Source organism: Actinoplanes sp. NPDC049118 (assembly GCF_040648555.1).
In the GTDB taxonomy this organism is placed as follows: Bacteria; Actinomycetota; Actinomycetes; order Mycobacteriales; family Micromonosporaceae; genus Actinoplanes.
In genome coordinates, this window is record NZ_JBEZDY010000003.1 from 196,763 (window position 1) to 220,141 (window position 23,379).

Annotated in this window: 17 protein-coding genes and 2 pseudogenes; 9 read left to right on the forward strand and 10 right to left on the reverse strand. The window is 73.5% G+C overall.

Annotated elements, in window-relative coordinates; translation table 11 throughout:
* Window position 1: 1 nt before the first annotated feature.
* Window positions 2-646: a succinate dehydrogenase cytochrome b subunit gene (locus AB0B58_RS05690; RefSeq protein ID WP_360218708.1), complete on the reverse strand. Its 645-nt coding sequence runs from the start codon at window positions 644-646 to the stop codon at window positions 2-4.
* Between the two features lie 178 nt (window positions 647-824).
* Here AB0B58_RS05690 and AB0B58_RS05695 point away from each other — a divergent pair, with 178 nt between their 5' ends.
* A complete protein-coding gene (locus AB0B58_RS05695) occupies window positions 825-1,742 on the forward strand; it encodes a LysR substrate-binding domain-containing protein (protein WP_360218079.1) in 918 nt (305 codons plus the stop codon).
* A gap of 40 nt (window positions 1,743-1,782) precedes the next feature.
* Here the strand turns inward: AB0B58_RS05695 and AB0B58_RS05700 are convergent, their stop codons facing one another.
* From AB0B58_RS05700 to AB0B58_RS05740, 9 genes are all read right to left on the reverse strand, one after another.
* Entirely contained in the window at window positions 1,783-2,037 is a 255-nt protein-coding gene (locus AB0B58_RS05700) for a type II toxin-antitoxin system prevent-host-death family antitoxin (RefSeq protein ID WP_360218082.1), read from the reverse strand.
* A gap of 180 nt (window positions 2,038-2,217) precedes the next feature.
* Window positions 2,218-3,660 carry a phytoene desaturase family protein gene (gene crtI / locus AB0B58_RS05705; protein ID WP_360218085.1) on the reverse strand — a complete coding sequence of 481 codons (1,443 nt, stop codon included), beginning with the start codon at window positions 3,658-3,660 and terminating at the stop codon, window positions 2,218-2,220.
* Window positions 3,657-4,751 carry a glycosyltransferase gene (locus AB0B58_RS05710; RefSeq protein WP_360218088.1) on the reverse strand — a complete coding sequence of 365 codons (1,095 nt, stop codon included), beginning with the start codon at window positions 4,749-4,751 and terminating at the stop codon, window positions 3,657-3,659. Before AB0B58_RS05710 ends, crtI begins: the two co-directional genes overlap by 4 nt.
* Window positions 4,748-5,503 (reverse strand): carotenoid biosynthesis protein, encoded by a 756-nt coding sequence (locus tag AB0B58_RS05715; protein ID WP_360218711.1) that lies wholly within the window; start codon window positions 5,501-5,503, stop codon window positions 4,748-4,750. Before AB0B58_RS05715 ends, AB0B58_RS05710 begins: the two co-directional genes overlap by 4 nt.
* Complete coding sequence (locus AB0B58_RS05720; protein ID WP_360218091.1) at window positions 5,500-6,081, reverse strand: GNAT family N-acetyltransferase; 582 nt, start codon at window positions 6,079-6,081, stop codon at window positions 5,500-5,502. Before AB0B58_RS05720 ends, AB0B58_RS05715 begins: the two co-directional genes overlap by 4 nt.
* Window positions 6,078-6,779 (reverse strand): monooxygenase, encoded by a 702-nt coding sequence (locus AB0B58_RS05725; RefSeq protein WP_360218094.1) that lies wholly within the window; start codon window positions 6,777-6,779, stop codon window positions 6,078-6,080. The genes AB0B58_RS05720 and AB0B58_RS05725 overlap by 4 nt, the downstream gene beginning before the upstream one ends.
* A 36-nt stretch (window positions 6,780-6,815) precedes the next feature.
* The gene (locus tag AB0B58_RS05730; protein WP_360218097.1) at window positions 6,816-8,222 is read right to left on the reverse strand and encodes a glycosyltransferase family 39 protein; all 1,407 of its coding nucleotides are present in this window, start codon (window positions 8,220-8,222) and stop codon (window positions 6,816-6,818) included.
* Between the two features lie 88 nt (window positions 8,223-8,310).
* Window positions 8,311-8,799, reverse strand: a complete 489-nt coding sequence (locus AB0B58_RS05735) for a YbaK/EbsC family protein (RefSeq protein ID WP_360218100.1) — start codon at window positions 8,797-8,799, stop codon at window positions 8,311-8,313.
* A 431-nt stretch (window positions 8,800-9,230) separates the two neighbouring features.
* Window positions 9,231-10,034, reverse strand: coding sequence for an SDR family NAD(P)-dependent oxidoreductase (locus AB0B58_RS05740; protein ID WP_360218103.1), 804 nt, complete (start codon window positions 10,032-10,034; stop codon window positions 9,231-9,233).
* Window positions 10,035-10,783: 749 nt separating this feature from the next.
* On the opposite strand from AB0B58_RS05740, the gene AB0B58_RS05745 reads away from it, so the two are divergent.
* From AB0B58_RS05745 to AB0B58_RS05780, 8 genes and pseudogenes are all read left to right on the forward strand, one after another.
* Entirely contained in the window at window positions 10,784-11,299 is a 516-nt protein-coding gene (locus AB0B58_RS05745) for an SAV_6107 family HEPN domain-containing protein (protein ID WP_360218106.1), read from the forward strand.
* Window positions 11,300-12,134: 835 nt separating this feature from the next.
* A pseudogene (locus AB0B58_RS05750) lies at window positions 12,135-12,821 on the forward strand (hypothetical protein); the annotation flags it as partial.
* A gap of 686 nt (window positions 12,822-13,507) precedes the next feature.
* Window positions 13,508-14,674 (forward strand): annotated as a pseudogene (locus AB0B58_RS05755) (DNA polymerase Y family protein); the annotation flags it as partial.
* Between the two features lie 1,394 nt (window positions 14,675-16,068).
* Window positions 16,069-19,410 (forward strand): error-prone DNA polymerase, encoded by a 3,342-nt coding sequence (locus AB0B58_RS05760; RefSeq protein WP_360218109.1) that lies wholly within the window; start codon window positions 16,069-16,071, stop codon window positions 19,408-19,410.
* Between the two features lie 90 nt (window positions 19,411-19,500).
* Window positions 19,501-20,061, forward strand: a complete 561-nt coding sequence (locus AB0B58_RS05765) for an SSI family serine proteinase inhibitor (protein WP_360218112.1) — start codon at window positions 19,501-19,503, stop codon at window positions 20,059-20,061.
* A 70-nt stretch (window positions 20,062-20,131) separates the two neighbouring features.
* Window positions 20,132-20,878, forward strand: a complete 747-nt coding sequence (locus tag AB0B58_RS05770; RefSeq protein WP_360218115.1) for a methyltransferase domain-containing protein — start codon at window positions 20,132-20,134, stop codon at window positions 20,876-20,878.
* A gap of 71 nt (window positions 20,879-20,949) precedes the next feature.
* The gene (locus tag AB0B58_RS05775) at window positions 20,950-22,017 is read left to right on the forward strand and encodes a nucleotide pyrophosphatase/phosphodiesterase family protein (RefSeq protein WP_360218714.1); all 1,068 of its coding nucleotides are present in this window, start codon (window positions 20,950-20,952) and stop codon (window positions 22,015-22,017) included.
* A 41-nt stretch (window positions 22,018-22,058) separates the two neighbouring features.
* A complete protein-coding gene (locus AB0B58_RS05780) occupies window positions 22,059-23,354 on the forward strand; it encodes a DNA polymerase IV (RefSeq protein ID WP_360218118.1) in 1,296 nt (431 codons plus the stop codon).
* The last annotated feature ends 25 nt before the right edge of the window (window positions 23,355-23,379 follow it).

Here is a 23,379-nt window from a genome sequence, read left to right on the forward strand (position 1 = left end):
ATCAGTCCACCAATCCGGTGAGCACGGCGAACGGCACCGACAGGTAGCCGACCACCAGGACGACGGAGAGCAGCAGGGCGGCGCCGCGGGCGATGCGCTCGCCGCGGGCCGTGCGCTGGCCAAGTGTGCGTACCGCGCTGAACAGGCCGTGCCGCAGGTGGAAGCCGACGGCCACGATCGCGAGCGTGTAGAAGAGCGTCACGTACCAGCGGTCGGGCGCGAAGTCGGCGACCACGTTGGCGTGCGGGTGCTGCCGGTCGCCGACCGGGTTCAGCGTCCCGGTCGTCAGGTCGAGGATGTGGAAGATGACGAAGAGCAGGATGATCACGCCGCCCCAGCGCATCGTCCGGGCGGCGTAGCTGCCCTGGATCTTGGGGCGGTGCACGTAGCGGACCGGGCGCGCCTTGCGGGCCCGGCGGGCCAGGATCGTCGCGGCGACGATGTGCCCGGCCACGGCGAGGGTGAGCCCGCCACGCTGGAGCCAGAGGTACCAGTCCTGCGGCAGCAGCGGGGTGCCGATGGTGCGCAGCCAGTGCGCGTAGTGGTCGAACGTCTCGGCGCCGAAGAAGATCTTCAAGTTGCCGATCATGTGGGCGTACAGGAAGCCCACGAGCAGCAGGCCGGTGACGGCCATGAGGATCTTCAGCGCGAGCGAGGACCGCGCGCCACGACGGGGCTTGGCGGCCGGCTTCTTTCTCGCCGGTTGCGCCGTCACCTTTGGAGCTGGAGTGCTGATGTCTACCGCCACACCTGGACGGTAAGAAGCATCGGGCGATTCGTCTAATGCATGATTGGCCGGGTCATCATAGCGATAGGCTATATAAGTGCAGCTCCAGCAGCTCCGATACTTCCTAGCAGTGGTGGAAACCCGGCATTTCACCCATGCCGCGGACTCCGTGGGGGTCTCACAGCCGACTTTAAGTAAGCAGATTCACACTCTTGAACAGACGCTCGGCGCGCCCCTCTTCGAGCGTGCCCGCGGCGCCGTCGGCCTCACCGCCGCCGGCGACACCCTGCTGCCCCTCGCCCGCCGGATGGTCGCCGACGCGGACGCCGCCCGCGACGCCGTACAGGAGATCGTCGGCCTGCGCCGCGGACGGGTCCGGGTCGGCGCCACGCCCAGCCTCTGCTCGTCGCTGGTCCCGACGGTGCTGTACCGGTTCCGCGGCGAACACCCCGACATCGAACTGCACGTGAACGAGGGCAGCTCACAGGATTTGATCGCCGACCTGCTCGCCCGCGAGCTGGACCTGGCCCTGATCGTCCAGCCGGAGCAGGGCGTCGACGAGGCCCTGCACACCGCGCCGCTGCTGCGCGAGAGCCTGGTCGTCGCGTCCGTCCGGTCCGGACCGCCGCCGACGCCGCGCGTGCAGCTCGAGCTCAACGAGCTGCGGGACCAGCCGCTGGTGATGTTCCGGCCCGGCTACGACCTGCGGGACGTGACCCTCGAAGCGTGCCGGCGGGCCGGCTTCACGCCCCGGTTCGCGGTCGAGGGCGGCGAGATGGACGCGGTGCTGGCGTTCGTCGAGGCCGGGCTGGGCATGGCGCTGGTGCCGAGCATGGTGCTGGTGAACCGGCCCCTGCTGCGGGCGACGCCACTCGCGCCGCCGGGGATGCGCCGGACGATCGCGCTGGCGCATCGGCGGCGGGCGGTGCTGCCGCACGCGGCCGAGGCGCTGCGCGCGACGCTGCTGGACCACATCGCCACCGGTGAACTCCCGATCGGCGTCCAGCCGCTCTAGCCTCGGCCCTCAGGTCGGGGACGAGCGTCAGACCCGGCGTTCATTCGTCGAGATCGAAGTCGGCGGTGATCTCCGCGTTGGTGCGCGGCGAGTCCCAGTAGCCCACCAGGTCCAGCCGTCCGGCGAGGGAGCCGATGGCGGTCCGGTTGACCCGGCGAACCAGCGGCACGATCCGTGCCACGGGAATTCCGCCCCGGTCAATGACGATCTCCTCGCCCCGTTCCACCCGCTCGATGATGTGCGACAGGTGAGTCTTGGCATCCTGCACGTCGTAGTGGACGGCCTCTGCCGACATCGCTCCACCTTTCTGGTTAGCCGACAGGCTAGCGGCTCGGGCCTTGACGGGAGGCGGTCCGGGAACGGGCCGCGGTCATGTTCGAGCAGTCCGGAACGGCCGTGAAGATCGCGTGTGAGGTTCCTACTGCCCCGAGCCCGGGTCTACTCGTCAGGCGTGACCGTGTCCTGGGCCGTCGGGCTATGCCCGGCCGATTGAGTCTGCGACGATTTTCGCGGACAAGGTCACCATCGGGAGGCCGCCGCCCGGATGTGTCGAGCCGCCCACCAGGTACAGGCCGTCAACCGGGCCGCGGTTCCCCGGGCGCAGCAGCCCGCCGGCGGTCCCGTAGATCGTCCCGCCCGGCGCGCCCGCCGTCTGCGCCAGATCGGCCGGCGTCCGCGTCTCGGCGAACAGCAGCCGGCCGCGGACGTCCGGGCCGCGCTCCGCCAGCACGTCCAGGAGGTGCGCCGCGTACGCCTCGGCCAGCCCCGGCCGCCGCCAGTCGACCGCGCCGTACGACGTGCCGTGCCGCGGCGCGTTCACCAGCACGAACCACGCCTCCGTACCCGGCGGGCGTACCGCCGGGTCCTCGGCGCGGGTCACGAAGATCGTCGGGTCCGAGGCGGGCCGGGCGCGGGCGCCGGTGGCCGGGGAGCCGAAGACCGCGTCGAACTCGGCGTCGTAGCCCCGCGGGAAGAACACCGTGTGGTGCGCCAGCTCCGGCGTCTCCCCGCGTACGCCGAGCAGCAGCACGAAGCCCGCCAGGCTGCGGTCCGCGAGGGCGCCGAGGCGTGCCGGGGTCGGCAGCAGATCCCGGTACAGCGTGAGGGCGTCCGCGTTGGACACGACGACGTCGGCCGGCACGACCTCACCGGACACCAGGTCGATCCCGGTCGCGCGCCCGGCGGATGTGCGGATGCCCGCGACCGGAGACGAGGTCGTGATCTCCACGCCGAGATCACGGCAGCGGGCGAGCAGCGCGGCCGACAGGCCGCCGAGGCCACCCGGCAGGTACCAGCCGCCGAAGGCCAGCTCCGCGTACGGGATCGCGGCCAGCGCCGCCGGGGCGCGGCGCGGATCGGCGCCCGTGTAGGTCGCGTACCGGTCGAGCAGCATCCGCAGGCGAGGGTCGCGCAGATAGCGGTGGCCCAGCCCGCGCAGCGATCGCCACGGCGCGATCGCCGCCAGGTCGCCGGCCCGCCAGGACAGCGCGGCGATCGTCGCGGGGGTGACCTCGCGCCGCAGCACCGAGCGCCAGGACGCGTGCCAGATCCGCTCGGCCCGCGCCCAGAAACGCGCCCAGTCGGCGCCCGCGTCCGCGCCGAACGCCGCGGAGATCCGGGACCGGAAGATCTCCGGATCGGAGCTCGAGTCCAGCACCGAGCCGTCCGGGAAGACGTGCCGCACCACCGGATCCAGCGCCACCGGCGACAGGCCGAGCCCCAGGTCCGCGAAGACCTGCGGCAGCGTCAGCAGGCTCGGGCCGGTGTCGAAGACGAAGCCGTCGCGCTCGTAGCCGCCGAGCTTGCCGCCCGCGGTCGCCGCGCGTTCGTGCACGGCCACCCGGTGCCCGGCGGCGGCCAGCCGCGCGGCGACGGCCAGCCCGCCGACGCCCGCGCCGATCACCGCGATCCTGCTCATACCGGCCGTCCGCGCCACGTCAGCAGCCCGCGCCGGCGCAGCGCGAACGAGCGCACGACCAGCCACCCGAAGATCAGCACCGAGACCGGATGCGCCAGCGCGTCGGGCCAGGCCCGCGCGCCGGTCGCCCGCGCCGACACCACCCGCCCCAAAACCCCGATCCCGTACGCGGACAGGCTCCACAATGCCGGCCAGGTGGCACCGGCCACCGCCAGGACCAGGGCCGCCACCGGCGGCGCCACGTACAGCAGGACCAGCAGAACCACGACGGTGGCCGCGCCGGCCGCCGAGCCGAAGGACGCACACAGCGACTTGCTGTAGCCGTCCCGCAGGTCCCGCCACGTCGGGTACATCAGGCAGTCGGCGAACGCCGAGGCGTCCGCTAGCGCGATGCGGCCGCCGGACCGCTTGACCGCGCGGGCCAGCCCGATGTCCTCGAGCACGTCGCCGCGGACGGCCGTGTGCCCGCCGGCCCGCTCGTAGCCGGCCCGGTCCGCGACCAGCCACTGCCCGCCGGCCGCCGCCAGCGACGGGCGCGGCGAGCGCTCCATGGCCCGCAACGGCAGGAACGTCAGCCACGACCACTGCAACAGGGGCTGCACGAGCCGGCCCGCCCCGATGATCCGCGGGTACGGCGACAGCAGATCGACCCCGGCGGAGCGCAGCAGCGCGACCCCGCCGGCGATCGCGTCCGGGGCGAGCACGACGTCCGCGTCGACGAAGACCAGCACGTCGGCGCCGCCGGCGGCCGCGGCCAGCCGCGCGCAGGCGTGCGGCTTGCCGAGCCAGCCGTCCGGCGGCGGCGCGCCCGTCAGCAGCCGGACCCGGTCGCCGGCCACGGCACGGACCACGTCCGCGGTGCCGTCGGACGAGCAGTCGTCCAGCACCACGATGTCCAGGTGCGGCACGCCGGACTGGCGCAGCAGCGCAGCGAGGCACGGCGCCACCCGCTCGGCCTCGTCGCGGAGCGGCAGCAGCACGGCGACGCGTTCCGTGGTGGTCTGCCCGGCGGCGGGGCGCCGCAACAGGGCCGCGTTCACGATCGTGTGCACGGTCAGCGCCGCCGGCGCCAGCAGGGCGAGCCAGATCACCGGCGGGACAGCCGTACGAGAAGGGGCAGCACGACCGCGCCCATCAGGACGCCGCCCCACAGCGCCGAGGCCGGCAGGCCGAGGAAGACCGCGTGGGCGAGCACGCAGGAAGCGTACGTCCAGATCCAGAGGGCGAGTATCGGCGCGTCGCCGTCCGCGGCGACGGCGGCCCGCGGCCCCGCCGCGGCCGCGAAAACGGCCATGAGCAGCAGCGCGAAGCCGAGCCAGCCCAGATAGTTGCCGATCGGGATGCCCGGCACGCCGGGCAGCGCGGGCGTCGGCGAGCGCCAGGTCCAGTACCCCTCGGCGACCATCTGCGGGTCGAGGAACAGGTCCCAGGCCGCCAGCCCGGCGCCGGCGACCGCGATCCGGGCGATCCGGGACCGGGCCAGCCGCAGCGCCGCCAGCCAGGCCGGCCAGGCCATCCAGGTCCAGGCCAGCGGGATGACCAGCGGCACGCCGAGCAGCTTGGGCCCGAGCCGACCCGAGTAGTCGTAGGTGCCGAACGGGAAGCCCGTCGCGACGCCGAGCGCCTCCACCGCGAAGCCGCACAGGGTCGTCGTGGCGATCAGCGCGGCCGCCGTCCGCACGCCCCGGGTGAGCAGCGCGTGCGAGACCGAGAGCAGGTAGCCGAGCACGACGGTCAGCACGGTCAGCGCGGCCCGGGCGCCGCCGACCGTCAGCGGGTAGCAGATCTGGGTCAGGATCAGGGCGCCGAGCAGCGCCCAGGGTATCGCCCGGGTCACCGTCAGATGCCGACGGTTCCGGGTGCGTCCTCGGTCGCCGGACGGCTCGCGAGCGGCAGCTCCCGGCCGAGGATCGCGAACGCGCGCTCGTCGCCGGGGAAGATGAAGTCGCGCAGCACGTCGACGAAGCCGAACCGGCGGTACAGCCGCCAGGCCCGGGACCGCTGCTCGTCCGCCTCGGGCGTGGACAGCAGCACGGTCGAGCCGTCGGCCATCGACAGCAGCGCGCGCAGCTGCCGGGCGCCGATGCCGTGGCCCTGCGCGCTCGGCCGTACGTGCAGCTCGACGACCTCGAAGCAGCTGCCGAGCCAGTACCGCCGGGCCGGCTCGTCGAGGGCGGACCGGACCTGGTCGTGCCACCACTGGCCCGGCCCGGAGACGTAGCCGTAGCCGAAACCCGCGAGGTGCCCGTCGGTGGTGAGGGTGGCGACGGCCCGGAAGCCGGCGCGCCGCACGTGCGCACCGATGTAGCCGCGGCGCGTCTGCAGCAGCTCGGCGCGGTAGCCCATCGCCTCGCCGTAGACGCCCACGACGTCGTCCAGCCGCCGGAGCATGTCGTCCGGCTGCCAGGGAACGAGCCTCATCGCTCTCCTTCCCGCCAGCCCAGCACGGCCCTGTCGCCGCTGATGTCGCGCACCGCGAACCGGGCGAACAGGTCCTCGGCGTACCACCGGGCGGCCGGCGTGCGTGCGATCACCGCGCGGTGCTCCGGCTGACGGTACGCGAAGCCGGTCAGATCTGCCTCGCTGCGCCAGACGCTCACGGTGCCCTGCCAGCCGATCGGCGCCTCGCCGATGCCGAAACGGGCCAGCAGCCCCGGCGCCGCGGCCAGCTCCCGGGCCACCGGCGCGATCGCCCGCCAGAACGTCACCGCCCTGGCCGGGCGCAGCCGGGCCCGGGTCAGCGCGAGCACCCGGCCCTCGGCGCGTGCGCCGCGCGGATCCCCGAACGGGGCCCGGCCGGACCAGCGGCCGCGGCTGACCAGCGGGGTCAGGTCGACCCGGGCGGCCTGCTCCGCGAGCCGGTCCCACGCGGCCCCGGCCGGCCCCAGGTCGCCGCCGGCCGGATCGTCCCAGGCCAGCACGGCCGCGTACCGGGTCAGGTCGGCGTCGCCCGGGCCGAAGCCGATCCCGGTGCCCGTGCCGAGCAGCTTGCCGAAGCGCACGCCGGGCAGCGCCCGCAGCCGCCCGCGATCGCGTGCCATCCGCAGCAGGGCGCCGCCGACCGCGCGCCGCGGCACCCGCCAGACATGCAACGTGACCAGCGGCGGCACGCCGCTCATGTCACCCCTCCGCTGATACTCGCTTCTCCCGTCACGCTACGTAGCACTCTTTTCCCTGAGTTCGGTGACCCTGATCCGGCGGAAGCCGGTCTGCCCGACGACGTCGTAGCGGGCCTCGATCACCGTGCGTTGATCCGGCGGCAGCATGCTCAGCGAGGGGCCCCGCGGATCTGTCGAGACGAGCCAGATCCGCGTGGTGCCCGCCAGACAGGCGGCCGGGTCCGGGCAGGCCCGCTGCCGCCACGACCAGCTCCGGCCCCGTGACCGATCGATCAGCGCCTCCCGTGGCCGCCGGTCGGGCGGCAGGTCGCGCCACTCGTAGCGGAGGCCGCGGTACGTGTAGCGGTAGCCGGTGAAGACGACGGCGTCGCCCGGCCGCTCGCCGGCCCGGATGAACGCCGCCGCCGCGCGGAACGCGAACTCGTCCTGTATCCGGTCGCCGCGGATCCGCACCTGCTCGCTCCAGCTCACGAACGTCAGCCCGGCCAGCGTCGCCGCCAGCACGGCCGCGCCGGCCCGGCGCTCGCCGGTGAGGCGTCGCAGCGCGTACGCGGTGACCAGCACCCAGGCCGGCACCGTGAAGAGCAGGTAGCGGGGGTAGAAGAAGGAGAACTCGTGGAACGTGTAGTACGCGAGCACCGGTGGCAGCAGCGCCCAGGTGGCCAGCAGCGCGGCGGTGTCGCGTGCCCCGAAGGCCAGCCCGGCCAGCGCCGCGAGGCCGAGCACCAGGAAGAACCCGGCCACCGCCGCGCTCATGAACACCTCGGTGGGCATCTGCTGCACGCGTTCCCAGGTCGGGTCGGGTATCCAGCTGCTGATCTGGCCGCTCTGACGCCGCCCGACGAGCGCCAGCGGCGCGGAGACGAGCAGGGCGGACCCGGCCGCGGCCGCCCAGCCGATCAGGATCCGCCGCCGCCGTTCGCGGTCCGCCCGGGCCGCCGCCAGCACGGCGACCAGGTGCGCGGCCAGCGCCATCAGCGCGACGATGTGGCTCCCGGCGATCCAGGCGACGGCGATCCCGTAGCCGAGCCAGCGCCACGCCGACGGGCGCTCCAGCGCGCGGAGCAGCAGCAGGATCGCGGCGACCGAGGCGAGCACGGCCATCGCGTACGGGCGGGCCTCCTGGCCGTAGCGGGTGACCGCAGGGACGGCTGCCAGCAGCAGGCCCGCGAACAGCCCCGCGGTCGCGTCGAAGAGCCGCCGCCCGACCAGCGCGGTCAGGCCGGCGGCGCCGGCCATGCACAGCGCGGACGGCAGCCGCAGCGCGGTCGCCGAGTCGCCGAACACGGCGGTCCAGCCGTGCATGAGGACGTAGTACGGCAGCAGCACGAAGTCGACGGTCTCGGCCAGCCGCCGCAGGTCGGGCAGCGACAGCGAGGACGCCCACCAGGTGGCGTGCTCGTCGCGCCAGAGTTGCCGCTCGCCGATCCCGATCAGCGTCACGATCAGCGTGACCGCGAACGGGACGGCGGCGAGCGTCAGCGTCTCCCGTGCTCCGGCCCGCGCCGGTCCCGCGTCCGTCCCGATGGCGCTACGCCACCTTCGTAGCGGCGCCGCCGGTGACGCGGAGCAGTTCGGCGTACGTGATCGGGAAGACCACCTGGGGCACCCCACCCGCGGCCCAGATCTCCGGGTACTGCGCGAGGGCGACGTCGACCAGGGTGCGCACCGGCTTCGGGTGCCCGAGCGGGGCGACGCCGCCGATCGGCTGCCCGGTGTGCAGCCGGACGAACTCCGGTGTCGCCCGGCCCAGCTTCGCGAGACCCAGCCCGGCGGCGACCATGCCGGTGTCGACCCGGTGCGCGCCGGAGGTGAGCACGAGCAGCGGCTCGCCGTCCGCGTCGAAGATCAGCGAGTTCGCGATCTGTCCTACCTCGACACCGAGGGCCGCGGCCGCCGCCGCGGCGGTGTGCACGCCCTCGTCGAAAACGGTCATCCGCGGCGAGCCGCCGTCGGCCGTGCGGGCGTCCGCGTTCTCGAGCGCGGCCTGCACGGCCTGCACGTTGGGGTGGTTCTCCATCGGCTCATTGTGCCCGGTGCGGCGGGGTGTTGCGGTTGTCAGCCCCACCCTGCGTACGGGATGGGGGTTGTCGATCACCGATGTCCCGGCGCGGTCACTCCGCGATCGCCGTCTCGGCCGCCGCCGGCCGGCCGCGCGGAGTTCAGCCCCTCCGGCGCGATCATCGGCTCGGCCGTGCCGTGGATGCTGGCAGCCCGGTCAGGCTGGGTGCTTCCGGGTGTTTGGCGTGATCGTCGGCCGTGCCGTGGATGCTTGCTGCTGGCAGCCCGGTCAGGCTGGGCGTTTCCGGGTGTCCGGCGTGATCGTCGGCCGTGCCGCGGACGCTCGCCGCCGGCAGCCCGCCAGGCTCAGCGCCGGGCCGGACCCGCTGCAGCTCGCCGGCTGGGCAACGCCGATCGGGATCCGCGCCGGCCGTCGCGGTGTCGCTGTCCTTACGCGCCGACGGCGGCGGCGCTGGCGTCCCAGAGCTTGGCGGCGAGCTCAGGGTCGGAGGCCCGGCGGTCCGGCGCGGTCACGCGGTGCCCGACGTAGTAGGCGCCGTCGGTGACCTCCTCGGTCGTCAGCCAGGAGAGCAGGGCGCCGGCCTTCTCGCAGGTGGTGAGGAACGGCGCGAACCGGTAGAAGAACCTGGTCGCCGCGCCGGTGCCGAAATTGCTGCGCACGACGCCCGGGTGGAACGACACCGAGGTGATGTCCGGCCAGCGGCGGGCCGCCTCCGCGGCGAAGAGGATGTTCGCGGCCTTGCCGGCCCCGTAGGCCCGCCAGGAGCTGTAGCCCTGCGCCGAACCGGTGAAGTCGTCCGGGTTCACCCGCGCCCCGCGGTGCGCCTGCGACGCCGTGTTCACCACCCGGCCGCCGCGCAGCGCGTCCCGCAGCAGGTGGGTCAGGAGAAACGGCGCCAGATGGTTGCCCTGGACCGTGGCCTCGAAGCCGTCCGCGGTGCGGACGTAGGACCCCACCATGCCGCCGGCGTTGTTCGCCAGGACATCGATCGACGGGTACGCCGCCAGCACCTTCGCCGCCAGGTCCCGCACCTCGTCGAGCGACTCGAAGTCGGCGCGGAACTCGTCCGGCTCCGGCCCCGTCGCGGCGGCCCGGACCTGCGCCATCGCGGCGCCCAGCCGGCGCGGGTTGCGGCCGACCACGATCACCTGATCGCCCTTGGCGGCCAGTTGCTCGGCGGCGGCCAGGCCAACACCGGAGCTGGCTCCGGTGATCATGACGGTGCGCGGCATTCCGTACCCCCTCGGTCGTCGGTGCGGTTGCCGCACCCCTCGTGCATTCTGGCACCGGTCCCACGAATGTGATCGATGAGCACGGCGCCTGTGGACGACGGGATCCGGTGCGGCGGCTGGCGGCCCACGCCTGAGTGTGCGGGTCCGACCGGTTCTGGTGCGCTGCTGTCGCCGGCGAGATCCAGACCGGCCCGGGCCGGCTCGAGCGGGAGCACCGGTGGTCCCGGTGCCGAGCGCTGCGGCACCGCGCGACCCGGGGCGGCCTGCGTTCCGCCGCCGGTGAACTGCGACTTTCCCGCCTTTGACCTGCGGCTATCCCGCCGTGGGCCGGGCCCGTCGCAGGTGATCTCCGGCCGCTCCGGCCGCCGCCGCATGTGTTGCTTTTTTGTCGTACCCGCGGTGTACTCTCATCCGTAGTTAGAACGAGTGTTCGATTGGTTCGAACTCCTGTGCCAGGCGATCGCTCGGCTGACTGACCGGGAGCCTGTTTCGCGGCGGGCTCCCACGTGCGACGCCCGCGAAGCGCCGCACGCGAGGTCCGGGCATTCGCGGGCCCGGGCCGGCACGAGGCAGGACCGTCGTTCGCCGCCCTCGACCCCCGGGCGGCGGGCGACGGACCCGCCGGCAAGCCCGGCCGGGTGTGGTGTGGGGAAGCTTCACACCCGGCCGGCTGCCACAACCGCTGTGCCTTCCTCCGCAGCGGATCGGTTCGACCAGCACGTCGGATGCGACACACGCGAGGAGAGACCATGGTGAGCAACCCGGCTTACCCGGTGCCCAGGCAACCGAGCCCCGGCCTACTGGCGCACGCGCATGCGCCCACGGCCGCGGCCCAGGCGGCGCCTACGGTTCCGGCCAACCTGCTGCCGAGCCGCACGCCCGCCCAACTGCTCGCCATCGCCCGCCAGGGCCTGGCGGAGGCGGCCCGCACCCGCCCGGACGGCCTGCGCTACGCAACGGCCCACCTGGCGGCGTTGCGCGCGGCGGCGGCGGTGCTCGCGGCCCGGGCCAGGCCGGCGGCGCCGACCAAGCGCGGCCGAGTGACAAGCGCCTGGTCGCTCCTGGTCCTGGTGGCGCCGGAGTTCAGCGATTGGGCAAGCTATTTCGCCCTGGGCGCGGCCAAGCGCTCGGCCGCGGAGGCGGGCATTCCCCGAGTGGTCAGCGAACGCGAGGCGGACGACCTGCTGCGCGCGGCGGAGCATTTCGTCTCGCTGGTGGAATCGGTCCTGGGCCTGGCCTACCAGCCGACCCTCGAGGCCGCCTGACCGCCCGGGCCCACGGTCGCCGGCCCGGATCGCCGGATCGGACCGACCCACCCCATGCGGGCTGGTCGGTCATGCCGGTGTCGAACCGTCCGAGCGAACGCGGCCGAACCCGCCACGTCGAGCTCCGTGCAGGATCGCCGGCGTGTCTGGCCCACGCAGCCCGCCCACGGCGCCGGTTGGGAGCCGGGCGAGTGCCTCCGCTGGCGGCGCGGCCCCCCGGGATGCGCGCCTTGGCGGGCTGCCGAGATCGGCCCTGCGCGGGTGCTTCGGCCGCTTCGACCCGGCCGGGTGGCCGGTTCGCTCGGAGCCGCGCGACGCTCCCCGGAAGCGGAAGCGGAAGCGGAAGCCGGGTGCGGAAGCCGGGTGCGGAAGCCGGGTGCGGAAGCCGGGTGCGGAAGCGGGTGCGGAAGCGGGTGCGGGTGTTCATAGCGCGGTCACGGTTCGCTGGTCGCGGCTCCCGTGGCCCTAGTGCTCGACTGCATGCCTTTGAGGTTTGCCTGGGTCCGTGTGGGGCTCGGGGGTCGTGGTGGCTCGGGTTGTGGGGCCCGGTGGGTGAGGGGCTCGGGGTCGTGGTGGCTCGGGGGCCGTGGTGGCTCGGGTTGTGGGGCCCGGTGGGTGAAGGGCCCGAGGGGCGTGCTGGCTCGGGTCGTGAAAGGGCTCGGGGTCGTGCGGTTCACGGGTCGTGAAGGGCTTGGGTGGTGTCCGGGTTCGAGCTCTGTGCGACGCCGGTGGTGGTGGTCCGACCGGGCCGTGCGGTATTCGGATTCACGTCGTGGCCCTTGCGGGCCCGTGGCTTTAAAGATCAACTTCGATAGGTGTAAGGCGAGGCGGGGAAATGGCCGGGCGCATGATCAACGGTGCTGCGGCCCTTGCTGACCTGATCCGCCCGGCCGGCGAGGCGGACGGTTTCGGAGCCCACCGGGTGCTGCCGGTGTTGCCGGAACTGAGCGGCCTGCTCCCGAGCCGAAGCCTCCGCCGAGGCACCACCATCGCCATCGCCGCCGGTCGTTCCCCCGATCTCGATGAATTCGCGCATGGAGCGCACCGCAACTCATCAAGATCCTCGGTGGGGAGTACCTCGTTGTTGCTGGCGTTGATCTCGGCGGCTTCTCGTGCCGGGTCGTGGTGCGCGGTCGTCGGCGTTCCTGCGCTCGGTGCGCTTGCCGCCGCCGAGAGCGGGATCGCCCTGGACCGGCTTGCGCTGGTGCCCGATCCCGGTCCTGAGTGGCCCACCGTGGTCGCCGCCCTCATCGACGGGGTGGACGTGGTCGTCATCGCCGTGCCCGGCCAGCTTTCCCCGTCGATCACCAGCCGACTCGTGGCCCGGGCGCGGCAGCGTGGCTGTGTTCTGGTGCCCTACGGGCGGTGGGACGGCGCCGACGTGACGTTGCAGGTCACGTCGGGACAGTGGGAAGGACTCGGCGCGGGCCACGGCAGGCTGCGCCGCCGGAAGGTCACCGTCGTCGCCCGGGGCCGAGGCGCGGCGGCCCGGCCCAAGGAGATCACCATGTGGATGCCGGGAGCCGCCGTCCCACCCCCGAACGACCCGGCCCCCGGCGCCCCGCCTCATCGTCGCCCCACCACCGTTCCCCCGACATCGCCTCCAGCAACCGAGGAAGGCCCGGCTCCCGCAAGCGCGGCCGGCGAAGGCCGCATCTCTGCGGGAGCAGTGAGGGCGGGCCGGATCTCCGCGGTGGTGGCGGGGGTGGGCCGAGCTTCTGCGGTGGTGGCGGGGGTGGGTCGGGTTCCTGCGGTGGTTGCGGGGGTGGGCCGAGCTTCTGCGGTGGTGGCGGGGGTGGGTCGGGTCTCTGCGGCGGAGGCGGGTCGGGCTTCTGCGGTGGTGGCGGGGGTGGGTCGGGTTCCTGCGGTGGTGGCTGGGGAGGGTCGGGTCTCTGCGCCGGAGGCAGGTCGGGTCTCTGCGGCGGAGGCGGGGGTGGGCTGGGTCTCCGCCGGGGAAGCCAAGGAGGGTTTTGTTTCCGAAGTGGGTACCGGGGCGGGCCGGGTCTCTGCGCGCCCCGGCCCGCTTGCCTCCGTCACGCCCATTGCCTCCGTGGCGGCGTCTCCGCCGGGTGCTGCCGACCTGGACTCGCCGCGGGTTGCGGACAGGGGCAGCGGCGGGCAGGCGGGGTTGTTCTCGGTGGGGTTCGGGTGAGCGGGGGCACCGCCGGAGTGCGGACCCTGCTCGTCTGGTGTCCTGACTGGCCGGTCATGGCCGCCGAGATCGTGGAGGGGGTTGCCGCTTCCGGGGCTGTCGTCGTGCTGCGGGGGAACCGGGTTCTTGCTTGTTCCGAGGCCGCGCGCGCCGAGGGGGTGCGGCGCGGGCTTCGGCGGCGGGAGGCGCAGAGCCGGTGTCCTCACCTTGTCGTGGTCGAGCACGATCCTGGGCGGGACGCCCGGGCCTTCGAGCCGGTTGTCGCCGCCGTCGAGGAGGTTGCCGTCGGGGTCGAGGTCATTCGGCCCGGGGCCTGTGCGCTCGCCGCGCGTGGGCCGGCCCGGTACTTCGGGGGCGAGGTGCAGGCCGCCGAGCGGATCGTCGAGCAGGTGGCTCAGGCCTGTTCCGTGGAGAGTCAGGTCGGGATCGCGGACGGGGTCTTCGCCGCCGGGCTCGCGGCGCGGGCCGGGCAGGTCGTTGCTGCTGGGCGTACGCGGGAGTTCTTGGCGGGGGTGCCCGTCGAGGCGCTGGAGCGGCCCGATCTGGCCGACCTGCTGCGGCGGTTGGGTATCAAGAGCCTGGGGGACTTCGCGGCGTTGCCGGCCTCCGATGTGCTGACCCGCTTCGGGTTCGACGGGGCGCTCGCGCACCGGCTGGCCGGCGGGCTCGACTATCGGCCGCTGGCGGTGCGGCGGCCGCCGCCGGATCTGGATGTCTGCGACACCTACGACGAGCCGCTCGAACGGGTCGACGTCGCCGCCTTCGCCGGCCGGGTGCTGGCCGAGCGGCTGCACGACCGGCTCGCCGCGCACGGGCTGGCCTGCACGCGGCTCGGCATCGAGGCGGTCACCGCCGACGGGCAGGAACTGCACCGGGTCTGGCGGCACGACGGCATGCTCACGGCCGCGGCCATCGCCGAACGCGTACGGTGGCAGCTCGACGGCTGGCTCACCGGCGCCCGGCGCGGCGCACCCAACCGGCCCACCGCTGGACTGGTCCGGCTGCGGCTCGTACCCGAAGGGGTGCTCGTCCACCTCGGGCTGCAGCCCGGCCTCTGGGGCGACGCGGGCTCCGAACGGGAACGGGCCCATCGCGCCCTGAGCCGGATCCAGGGTCTGCTCGGCCCGGAGGCTGTGGTCACCGCCGTGCTCGGCGGCGGGCGGTCCGCGGACGACCAGGTTCGTCTGGTGCCCTGGGGTGACGAGCGCACGCCCGCCCGGCCCAGCGGTGACCTGGTCACGCCGCTACCGGCGCCCGATGCGGTCGTCGTATCGCCGGCCGCGCCTCCCGCTCTCGTCGCGCTGACATCCGCCCCACCGCCGGCCGAAGGCTCCGCTGTGTCCCCGGTTGGTGGTTCTGCTGTGCCGTCGGTTGGTGGCTCTGCTCAGCCGTCGTTTGAAGACTTCGCCCCACCGCCGGGGGGAGAGGGGGAGCGGGGGGCGGCGGGGAAAGCGCGGCGAGGGTTGAAGGTGGTGCCGGATGTCGTCCCGCTGGAGATTTCGTGTGATGCCGCAGAGGTGGTCGCGGACCCGGCAGAAGCGGAACGGGAAGCACGGGAAGCACGGGAAGCACGGGAAGCACGGGAAGCACGGGAAGAAGGCGCGACATCGCTGAAGGAGGCCGGGCCGCCCAACGCGCCACAGGATGTGACGCGCAAGGCCCCGGTCCGCCGGCCGCTTCATGATCCCGAACGTGCCGCGGCGGAAAAGGCCGCGGCCTATACGGCAGCGGGAGCGGTCCAGGCACGAGAGGCCCGGGCGCAAGAGGTCCAAGCGCAAGAGCTTCAGGCGGGAGAGGTCCGGGCGCAAGAGGTCCAAGCGCAAGAGGTCCAAGCGCAAGAGGTCCAAGCGCAAGAGGTCCAGGCGGGAGAGGTCCGGGCGCGAGAGGTCCGGGCGCAAGCGCTTCAGGCGCAAGCGCTTCAGGCGCAAGAGCTTCAGGCGGGAACTGCCCGGAGAGGCGCTGGTCGAGCAGGGGCGGGAGGAGGAAGAGAGCCGGGAAGGGGCAGGGGCGTCAAGCGGCCCGTGCCGCTGCCGCCCTGGCCCGGTCGGCTGCCTCGTCCCGCGCCCGCCCTGGTCCTCCCGCAGTCCCTGCCCGCCGTTGTGCTGGACGTCGATGGGCAGCCGGTCGGGGTAAGCGCCCGGCTCGAGCTCTCCGGTGACCCCGCCTTCCTCCTGATCGAGAACGGCGGCCCGATCGGAAACGGCGGGCGGGTGGAGATCGCCGGGTGGGCCGGACCCTGGCCGGTCGACGAGCGTTGGTGGGCGCCCGTCGAGGCCCGGCGCCGGGCCCGTTTCCAGATCGCCGTCGCCGACGGCCGGGCGTTCCTGCTCTCCCTGGTCTCCGGGCACTGGGCCGTGGAGGCCATCTATGACTAGCGCCTGCTTCGAAAAGGATGGCGGGGCTGCGGCGGCCCAGGCCGCCGCCTGGCCACACGCCGGAATGATCCGGATACATCAGCATCTGGACAATCCCGACGCACGCCCAGACGACACGCCGGGCCTCGCCTCACCTCGACCCTCTATTCGAACAGGCGCCGTCCTGCCGATCTTGCCGGCCCGGGCGAGGAAAAGACCGACAGGATGCGCCCCGGGCCGGGGCGGAAGGGCAGGGCGCGGCGATGAGTTTTCATAACCCGCGGATGCCGTGGTCCACGCTCGAGGGCACGCTCTCCGGCAAGAGGCATCTGCACGTCGTGGATCCGCTCGCCATCGACGCCGACGGTGGGGATTCGCCCGCCTGGAGCCGGAAGCGGCAGCCTTACCAGGCGCCGGCCCTGCTCCGGACCCCCAGCCCGGACAGGTACGCCGAGCTGCACTGCCACACCAATTTCAGCTTCCTGGACGGGGCCAGCCATCCCGAGGAGCTTGCCGAGGAGGCCGCCCGGCTCGGGCTCACCGGGCTCGCCGTCACCGATCATGACGGCTTCTACGGGGTGGTGCGGTTTTCGCAGGCCGCGCGGGAACTCGGTCTGCCCACCATCTTCGGGTCCGAGCTCTCCCTCGATCTCGCCAAGCCGCAGAACGGCGAGGCCGATCCCGAGGGCCGTCATCTGCTGGCCCTCGCGCACGGTCCCGAGGGGTACGCCCGCCTCGCGCGCACCATCTCCCGCGGTCAGCTCGACGGCGCGGAGAAGGGCAAGCCGGCGTACGGCGATCTGGAGGACGTCGCCGCGGTCCTGCGCGATCACGTGCTGGTGCTCACCGGCTGCCGCAAGGGCAGCGTGCCCCGGGCGCTCGCGCGGGGCGGCGCCCCGGCCGCGGCGTACGAGTTGGATCGGCTCGTCGATCTCTTCGGGCGCAGCAACGTCGCGGTGGAGCTCACCGATCACGGCGACCCCTACGACGACGACCGGAACGACGCTCTCCATGAGCTTGCGCTCAGCCGGCGGCTGGAGATCGTCGCCACCAACAACGTGCACTACGCGACCCCGGCCCGGCGCAGGCTCGCCACCGCGCTCGCCGCGGTCCGGGCGCGGCGCAGCCTGGACGACATGGACGGGTGGCTGCCGGCCGCGGGTACCGCCCATCTGCGCAGCGGCGCCGAGATGAAGCGGCGGTTCGCCGCCTATCCCGGTGCGGTCGAGAATGCCGCGATGTTCGGCGAGGATCTCGCCTTCGACCTCAATCTGGTCGCGCCGAAGCTGCCCGATTTTCCCATCCCCGAGGCCGGGCACAGCGAGATGAGCTGGCTGCGGGAGCTGACCATGCGCGGCGCGCGGGAGCGGTACGGGCCGCCGCAGGCGCACCCCCGGGCGTACGCGCAGATCGAGCACGAGTTGCGGATGATCGAGGAGCTCGATTTTCCCGGGTACTTCCTGGTCGTCTTCGACATCGTGCGGTTCTGCCGCGAGCAGAACATCTACTGCCAGGGCCGGGGCTCCGCCGCCAACTCGGCGGTCTGCTACGCGTTACGGATCACCAATGTGGATGCCGTCGAGTACGACCTGCTCTTCGAGCGGTTCCTCGCCCCCGAGCGGGACGGGCCGCCCGACATCGACGTGGACATCGAGTCGGACCGTCGCGAGGAGGTCATCCAGTACGTCTACCGACAGTACGGGCGGGAGCACACCGCGCAGGTCGCCAACGTCATCTCCTATCGGCCGCGTTCCGCCGTACGGGATATGGCCAAGGCCTTCGGGTTCTCGCCCGGGCAGCAGGATGCGTGGAGCAAGCAGATCGACCGGTGGGGCAGCGTCGCGTCGGTCGACGCGGACGAGATTCCGGAGCAGGTCCTCGCGTTCGCCAACGAGGTGCAGAGCTTTCCGCGGCATCTCGGCATCCACTCCGGCGGCATGGTCATCTGCGATCGGCCGATCATCGAGGTGTGCCCGGTCGAGTGGGGGCGGATGCCGGGGCGCACGGTGCTGCAGTGGGACAAGGACGACTGCGCGGCGATCGAGTTGGTCAAGTTCGACCTGCTGGGGCTGGGGATGCTGTCGGCGTTGCACTATGCGTACGACATGATCGAGTCCGACCTGGACATCGGCACGATGCGGTTGGACGATCCCGAGGTCTACGCGATGTTGTGCCGGGCCGATTCCGTCGGGGTCTTCCAGGTGGAGAGCCGGGCGCAGATGGCGACCCTGCCCAGGCTCAAGCCGAGAGTGTTCTACGACCTGGTCGTCGAGGTCGCCCTGATCCGGCCGGGCCCGATCCAGGGCGGCTCGGTGCACCCCTTCATCAGGCGCAAGAACGGCCTCGAGGAGGTGACCTACCCGCACCCGCTGATGCGCAACGCGCTGGAGAAGACCCTCGGCGTGCCGCTGTTCCAGGAGCAGCTCATGCAGCTGGCGATCGACGTCGCCGGCTTCGATCCGTCCGAGGCCGACCAGCTGCGCCGGGCGATGGGCTCGAAGCGGTCCGTGGAGAAGATGGAGCGGATCAAGGCCCGGCTCTACGAGGGCATGGCCGAGCGCGGCATCACCGGGGAGCTCGCCGACGACCTGTTCGTGAAGCTGTCCGCGTTCGCCAGTTACGGCTTTCCGGAGAGCCATGCGATGAGCTTCGCGTACCTCGTCTACGCCAGCGCCTGGCTCAAGCGCTACCACCCGGCGGCCTTCTGCGCCGCCCTGCTCAACGCGCAGCCGATGGGCTTCTACTCGCCGCAGTCGCTGGTGGACGACGCCCGCCGGCACGGGGTCGAGGTGCGCCGGCCGGACATCAACGCCAGCGACGCCGCGGCGGTCCTGGAGTCGACCGCGCGGACGCGTTGGTGCAGCGAACGCGACGATCCGCCGCACGCCTGGGGGCTCGGGGGTCCGGCCGTGCGGATGGGGCTGACAAGCGTCCGTACCCTCGGCGACGATCTCGCACAAACCATCGAGGACGAGCGGCGCGCGCACGGGCCGTACCGGGACATGGCGGATCTCGCGCGCCGGACCGGATGCGCGACCGCCCACCTGGAGGCCCTCGCGACCGCCGACGCCTTCGCGGGTTTCGGTCTCTCGCGGCGCGAGGCGCTGTGGGCGGCGGGGGCGGCCGCCCAGGACAGGCCGGACCGCCTTCCGGGTACGGTCACCGGCATCGAGGCGCCGACCCTGCCGGGCATGGCCGACGTGGACAAGCTCGTCGCGGACGTCTGGGCGACCGGACTGTCCCCGGACGCGCACCCGGCGCAGTTCATCCGGGCCGAGTTCGGGCGCGCCGGCGCGCTGCCGATCGCGCGGCTGGGCCGGGTCGAGGCCGGCACCCGGATCCGGGTCGGCGGCATCGTCACCCACCGGCAGCGGCCGGCGACGGCGGGCGGGGTCACCTTCATCAACCTCGAGGACGAGACGGGGATGCTCAACGTCACCTGTTCGCCCGGTCTGTGGCAGCGCTACCGGCGGGTGGCCCGGACCAGCACGGCGCTGATCGTGCGGGGCCGGCTGGAGAAGTCCGAGGGGGTGCTCAATCTGGTGGCGGACCGGCTGGAGGCCGTCACCCCGCCGATCAGCCCGGCGTCCCGGGATTTCCGCTGAGCGGGCACTATATTCCCCGTTCTGCGTGTCTTGCACCTTTTATGGCGTAAACCGGATGCGCACCGAAACGTGCTACCCGGGGAGCTCACCATGATCCGCGCCGTCGCCGCCTTGGCCGTCGCCGCACTCCTGCTCACGGCCGATCCCGCCGCCGCGATCGGTGGTTCGGCCGGCATCGTGGCCTCCCGTGCCGCCGTCGCCGCGGTCGGCGGCCCGGTCGCCGCCGGGACCGGCAGTCCGGACGCGGCCGCGATCAGCGCCGCGGCCGGTAACAAGGCCACGGCCAGGAGGAACGTCGTGGCCGGGGGCCGGGCCGCGGGCGGGGCCGCGGCAGGGACGCCGGCGGCGAAGGAGAAGACCGAGCTGACCCTGAGCCGCATGTCCGACAACGGGTACGCGACCGCGGTCGTGCTGCGCTGCCACCCGGCCGGCGGCGGCCACCCGAAGAAGGTCAAGGCCTGCCGGCTGCTGGCGAAGGTCGACGGCGACCCGAGCAAGCTCGAGCCCGCACCGACGATGTGCACGTTGGAATACGCGCCGGTCACCGCCCAGATCAAGGGCACCTGGCAGGGCCGAAGGGTCGACTGGTCGCGGCGGTTCGGCAACCGCTGCGAGATGAACCGGACGACCGGCGTGCTCATGGCCTTCTGAGCGGCACCTCGGAGGGTGGCGGGCCGCGGCTCGGCGCCCCTTCGCGGCACGCGGCCGATACGCTGCGCAGGTGGACACCGCATCGACGCGTACCCCCCGATCGCCCGTCACCGTGCGTACCGCCGCCGTCTGGGCGGTGCTGCGGCGCGAACTCGAGCGCAGCGCCGGACGGGCGCTGACCGTGCTCGACGTCGGCGGCGGGACGGGCGGATTCGCCGTACCGCTCGCCGAGGCCGGACACTCCGTCACCGTCGTGGACGCCAGCCCCGACGCGCTCGCCGCCCTGACCCGCCGCGCCGCCGACGCCGGCGTCGCCGACCGGGTCCGCGCGGTGCAGGGCGACGGCGACGCGCTCGCGGGCCTGGTCGCGCCGGCCAGCGCCGACCTGATCCTCTGCCACGCGGTGCTCGAGGTCGTCGACGATCCGGCCAAGGTGGTCGCCGCCATCGCCGCCGCCCTGCGCCCGGGCGGCGCGCTCAGCCTGCTCGTCGCCGGGCGGGCCGCGGCGGTGCTGGGCCGTGCGGTCAACGGCCACCTCGGGGCGGCATCGGCGCTGCTCAACGACGCGGAGGGCCGCGCCGGCACCCGGGACACCCTGCGCCGGCGCTACGACGCGGAGACCGCGTCGGCGCTGCTCGGCGGGGCCGGTCTCACGATCGAGGAGATCCACGGGGTACGCGTCCTGGCGGACCTCGTGCCGGCGGCGGTGGTGGAGGCCGACCCGCAGGCGATGCTCAACCTCGAACTGGCGCTCGCGGCCCGGCCGCCGTTCCGCGACATCGCCTCCCAGCTGCATCTTTTCGCGCGACGCCCGTGACCGACCTGCTGCCACCGGAGGCGTTCGAGCCGGTCCGCCCGACGTACGGGATCAGCAGCCTCGCCGACCTGATGCCCAGCGTGTCCGCGCTGCTCGGCGTGCCGGGCACGACGGACACGCTGGGGCTGGGCGCAGAGCTCGAGGGCATCGACCGGATCGCGGTGCTGCTGGTCGACGGGCTGGGCAGCTATCAGCTGCCGGTCGCCGCCGCGTACGCCCCGATCCTGAGGGAGCTACCGGGCCGGGACCTGACCGTGGGCTTCCCGTCCACGACCCCGGCCAGCCTGGTCACGCTCGGCACCGGCGCGCTGCCGGGCGCACACGGGATCCTGGGCTTCACCCTGCGCATGCCGGACGGCCGCATCCTCAACCACATCAGGTGGGACACGGACCCGGACCCGGCGCAGTGGCAGCCGGTGCCGACCCGCTTCGAGCTGGCGGCCGCGGCCGGGGTGAACGTCACGCAGGTGACCCGCCCGCAGTTCGAGGGCACGGGCCTGTCGGTGGCGGCGAACCGGGGTGCCGCATTCGTCGGCGCGGCGGATCCGCGGGCGCTGTCGGCGGGCATGCTCGCGGCGCTGTCCCGGCCCGGGCTCGTCTACGGGTACCACCCGGACCTGGACCACCACGGACACGAGTCGGGGGTGGACTCGCCGCCGTGGCGCACGGCGGCGGAGGAGGTCGGGCAGCTGGTCTCCCGCCTGGTCGACGGGTTGCCGGCCGGGGCCGCGCTGCTGGTCACGGCCGATCACGGCCAGCTCAACGTGCCCGCGCAGGGGCGGGTCGACCTGGACCGGGATCCGGCGCTCGCGGCCGGGATCGTCGCGGTCTCCGGCGAGCCCCGGGTCCGCTACCTGTACGTGGCGGACGGCGCGCTCGAGGACGTCGTCGCGGCGTGGCGCGGGGTGCTGGGACCGTCGGCCTGGGTGCTCACGCGCGAGGAGGCGGTCGCACAGGGCTGGTACGGGCCGGTGTCGTCCGCGCACCTGAGCCGGATCGGCGATGTCGTGGTGATCTGCCAGGGGCGGACCGTGGTGCTGGCGAGCGGGCGTGAGCCGCCCGCGGTGGGGCGGCTGGTCGCGTACCACGGGTCGGTGACGGCGGCCGAGATGACGGTTCCGCTGCTGATCGCCCGCTGAGCTCCGGATTCTTGTCGTACCCGCCGGATAGCGTGCCGGTCGTGGGACGAAGTCAGGCCATCGGCCGGGGGCACGATCCGCGGTTCGGGCCGGAGGCCGACGACGCGGGATGCACGATCCTGCACGTCGACATGGACGCGTTCTTCGCCGCCGTCGAGGTCCGCCGCCGCCCCGAGCTGCGCGGCAGGCCGGTCGTGGTCGGCGGCGTCGGCCCGCGCGGCGTGGTCAGCTCGGCCAGCTACGAGGCGCGGCGATACGGGGTCCGCAGCGCGATGCCGGCCGCCCGCGCCCGCGCGCTCTGCCCGCACGCCGTGTTCCTGCCGCCCGACTTCGCCGAGTATTCGGCCGCCTCCGACGCGGTCATGCGGATCTTCAGGGACGTGACCCCGCTGGTCGAGCCGCTCTCGCTCGACGAGGCGTTCCTCGACGTCTCCGGCGCACAGCGGCTGCTGGGCCGCCCCGCGGTGATCGCCCGCGACATCCGTGCGAGGGTCGCCGCGGAGCAGCGGCTGACCTGCTCGGTCGGGGTCGCGGGCAGCAAGTTCGTGGCCAAGCTCGGCTCCACCCGCGCCAAGCCGGACGGCGTGATCATCGTCCCGGCCGGCCAGGTGCTCGACTTTCTGCACCCGCTGCCGGTCGGCGCGCTGTGGGGCGTGGGGGAGCGGGCCGCCGAGACGTTGCACCGGCTCGGCCTGATGACGGTCGGCGACCTGGCCGCGGCGCCCACCCGGATGCTGCGCGCCGCGCTCGGCGAGTCGTCCGCGGCGCACCTGCACGAGCTGGCCTGGGGCCGCGACCCCCGCCGGGTCGTGTCCGAGCAGGCGGAGAAGTCGATCGGCGCCGAGATGACCTACGACACCGACGTCACCGACGCGGCCACGATCCGCCGCAGCCTGCTGGCCCTCGCCGACAAGGTGGGTGCCCGGCTGCGGGCCGGCGGTCACGTGGGCCGCACGGTCACCATCAAGATCCGCGTGGCGGACTTCCGCACGGTCAACCGGTCACGCACGATGCAGACGGGCACCGATGTGGCACGGGAGATTTTCGAGACTTCCTGGGCCCTGTTCGAGGCGCTCCGCCCGGGCGAGGCCATCCGTCTCGTCGGCGTCCGAGTCGAGGGACTGGCCCCGGCGGCGGGCGCATCGCGCCAGCTCAGCCTGGGTGAACCGGATCGTGGCTGGCGCGAGGCGGAGGCCGCGACGGACGCCGCGGCGGCCCGCTTCGGGCGCTCCATCGTCGTACCGGCCAGTCTTTTGGGACAAACCGATCTACGGCGAACCGAAAATCACCCGCACTCAACGGTCGTCCCGCTTTCCGACCCGCCACCGCCCTCGTAGACTGCGATTAGGCAGCCGGACGGCT

Bases quoted from the DNA above. Each gene is read 5' to 3' on its own strand.
- AB0B58_RS05720 (WP_360218091.1), bottom strand. From the start codon at position 6,081: ATGAGGCTCGTTCCCTGGCAGCCGGACGACATGCTCCGGCGGCTGGAC.
- AB0B58_RS05745 (WP_360218106.1), top strand. From the start codon at position 10,784: ATGGTGAGCAACCCGGCTTACCCGGTGCCCAGGCAACCGAGCCCCGGC.
- AB0B58_RS05760 (WP_360218109.1), top strand. From the start codon at position 16,069: ATGAGTTTTCATAACCCGCGGATGCCGTGGTCCACGCTCGAGGGCACG.
- AB0B58_RS05765 (WP_360218112.1), top strand. From the start codon at position 19,501: ATGATCCGCGCCGTCGCCGCCTTGGCCGTCGCCGCACTCCTGCTCACG.
- crtI (WP_360218085.1), bottom strand. From the start codon at position 3,660: ATGAGCAGGATCGCGGTGATCGGCGCGGGCGTCGGCGGGCTGGCCGTC.
- AB0B58_RS05700 (WP_360218082.1), bottom strand. From the start codon at position 2,037: ATGTCGGCAGAGGCCGTCCACTACGACGTGCAGGATGCCAAGACTCAC.
- AB0B58_RS05735 (WP_360218100.1), bottom strand. From the start codon at position 8,799: ATGGAGAACCACCCCAACGTGCAGGCCGTGCAGGCCGCGCTCGAGAAC.
- AB0B58_RS05775 (WP_360218714.1), top strand. From the start codon at position 20,950: ATGCCCAGCGTGTCCGCGCTGCTCGGCGTGCCGGGCACGACGGACACG.
- AB0B58_RS05740 (WP_360218103.1), bottom strand. From the start codon at position 10,034: ATGCCGCGCACCGTCATGATCACCGGAGCCAGCTCCGGTGTTGGCCTG.
- AB0B58_RS05725 (WP_360218094.1), bottom strand. From the start codon at position 6,779: ATGAGCGGCGTGCCGCCGCTGGTCACGTTGCATGTCTGGCGGGTGCCG.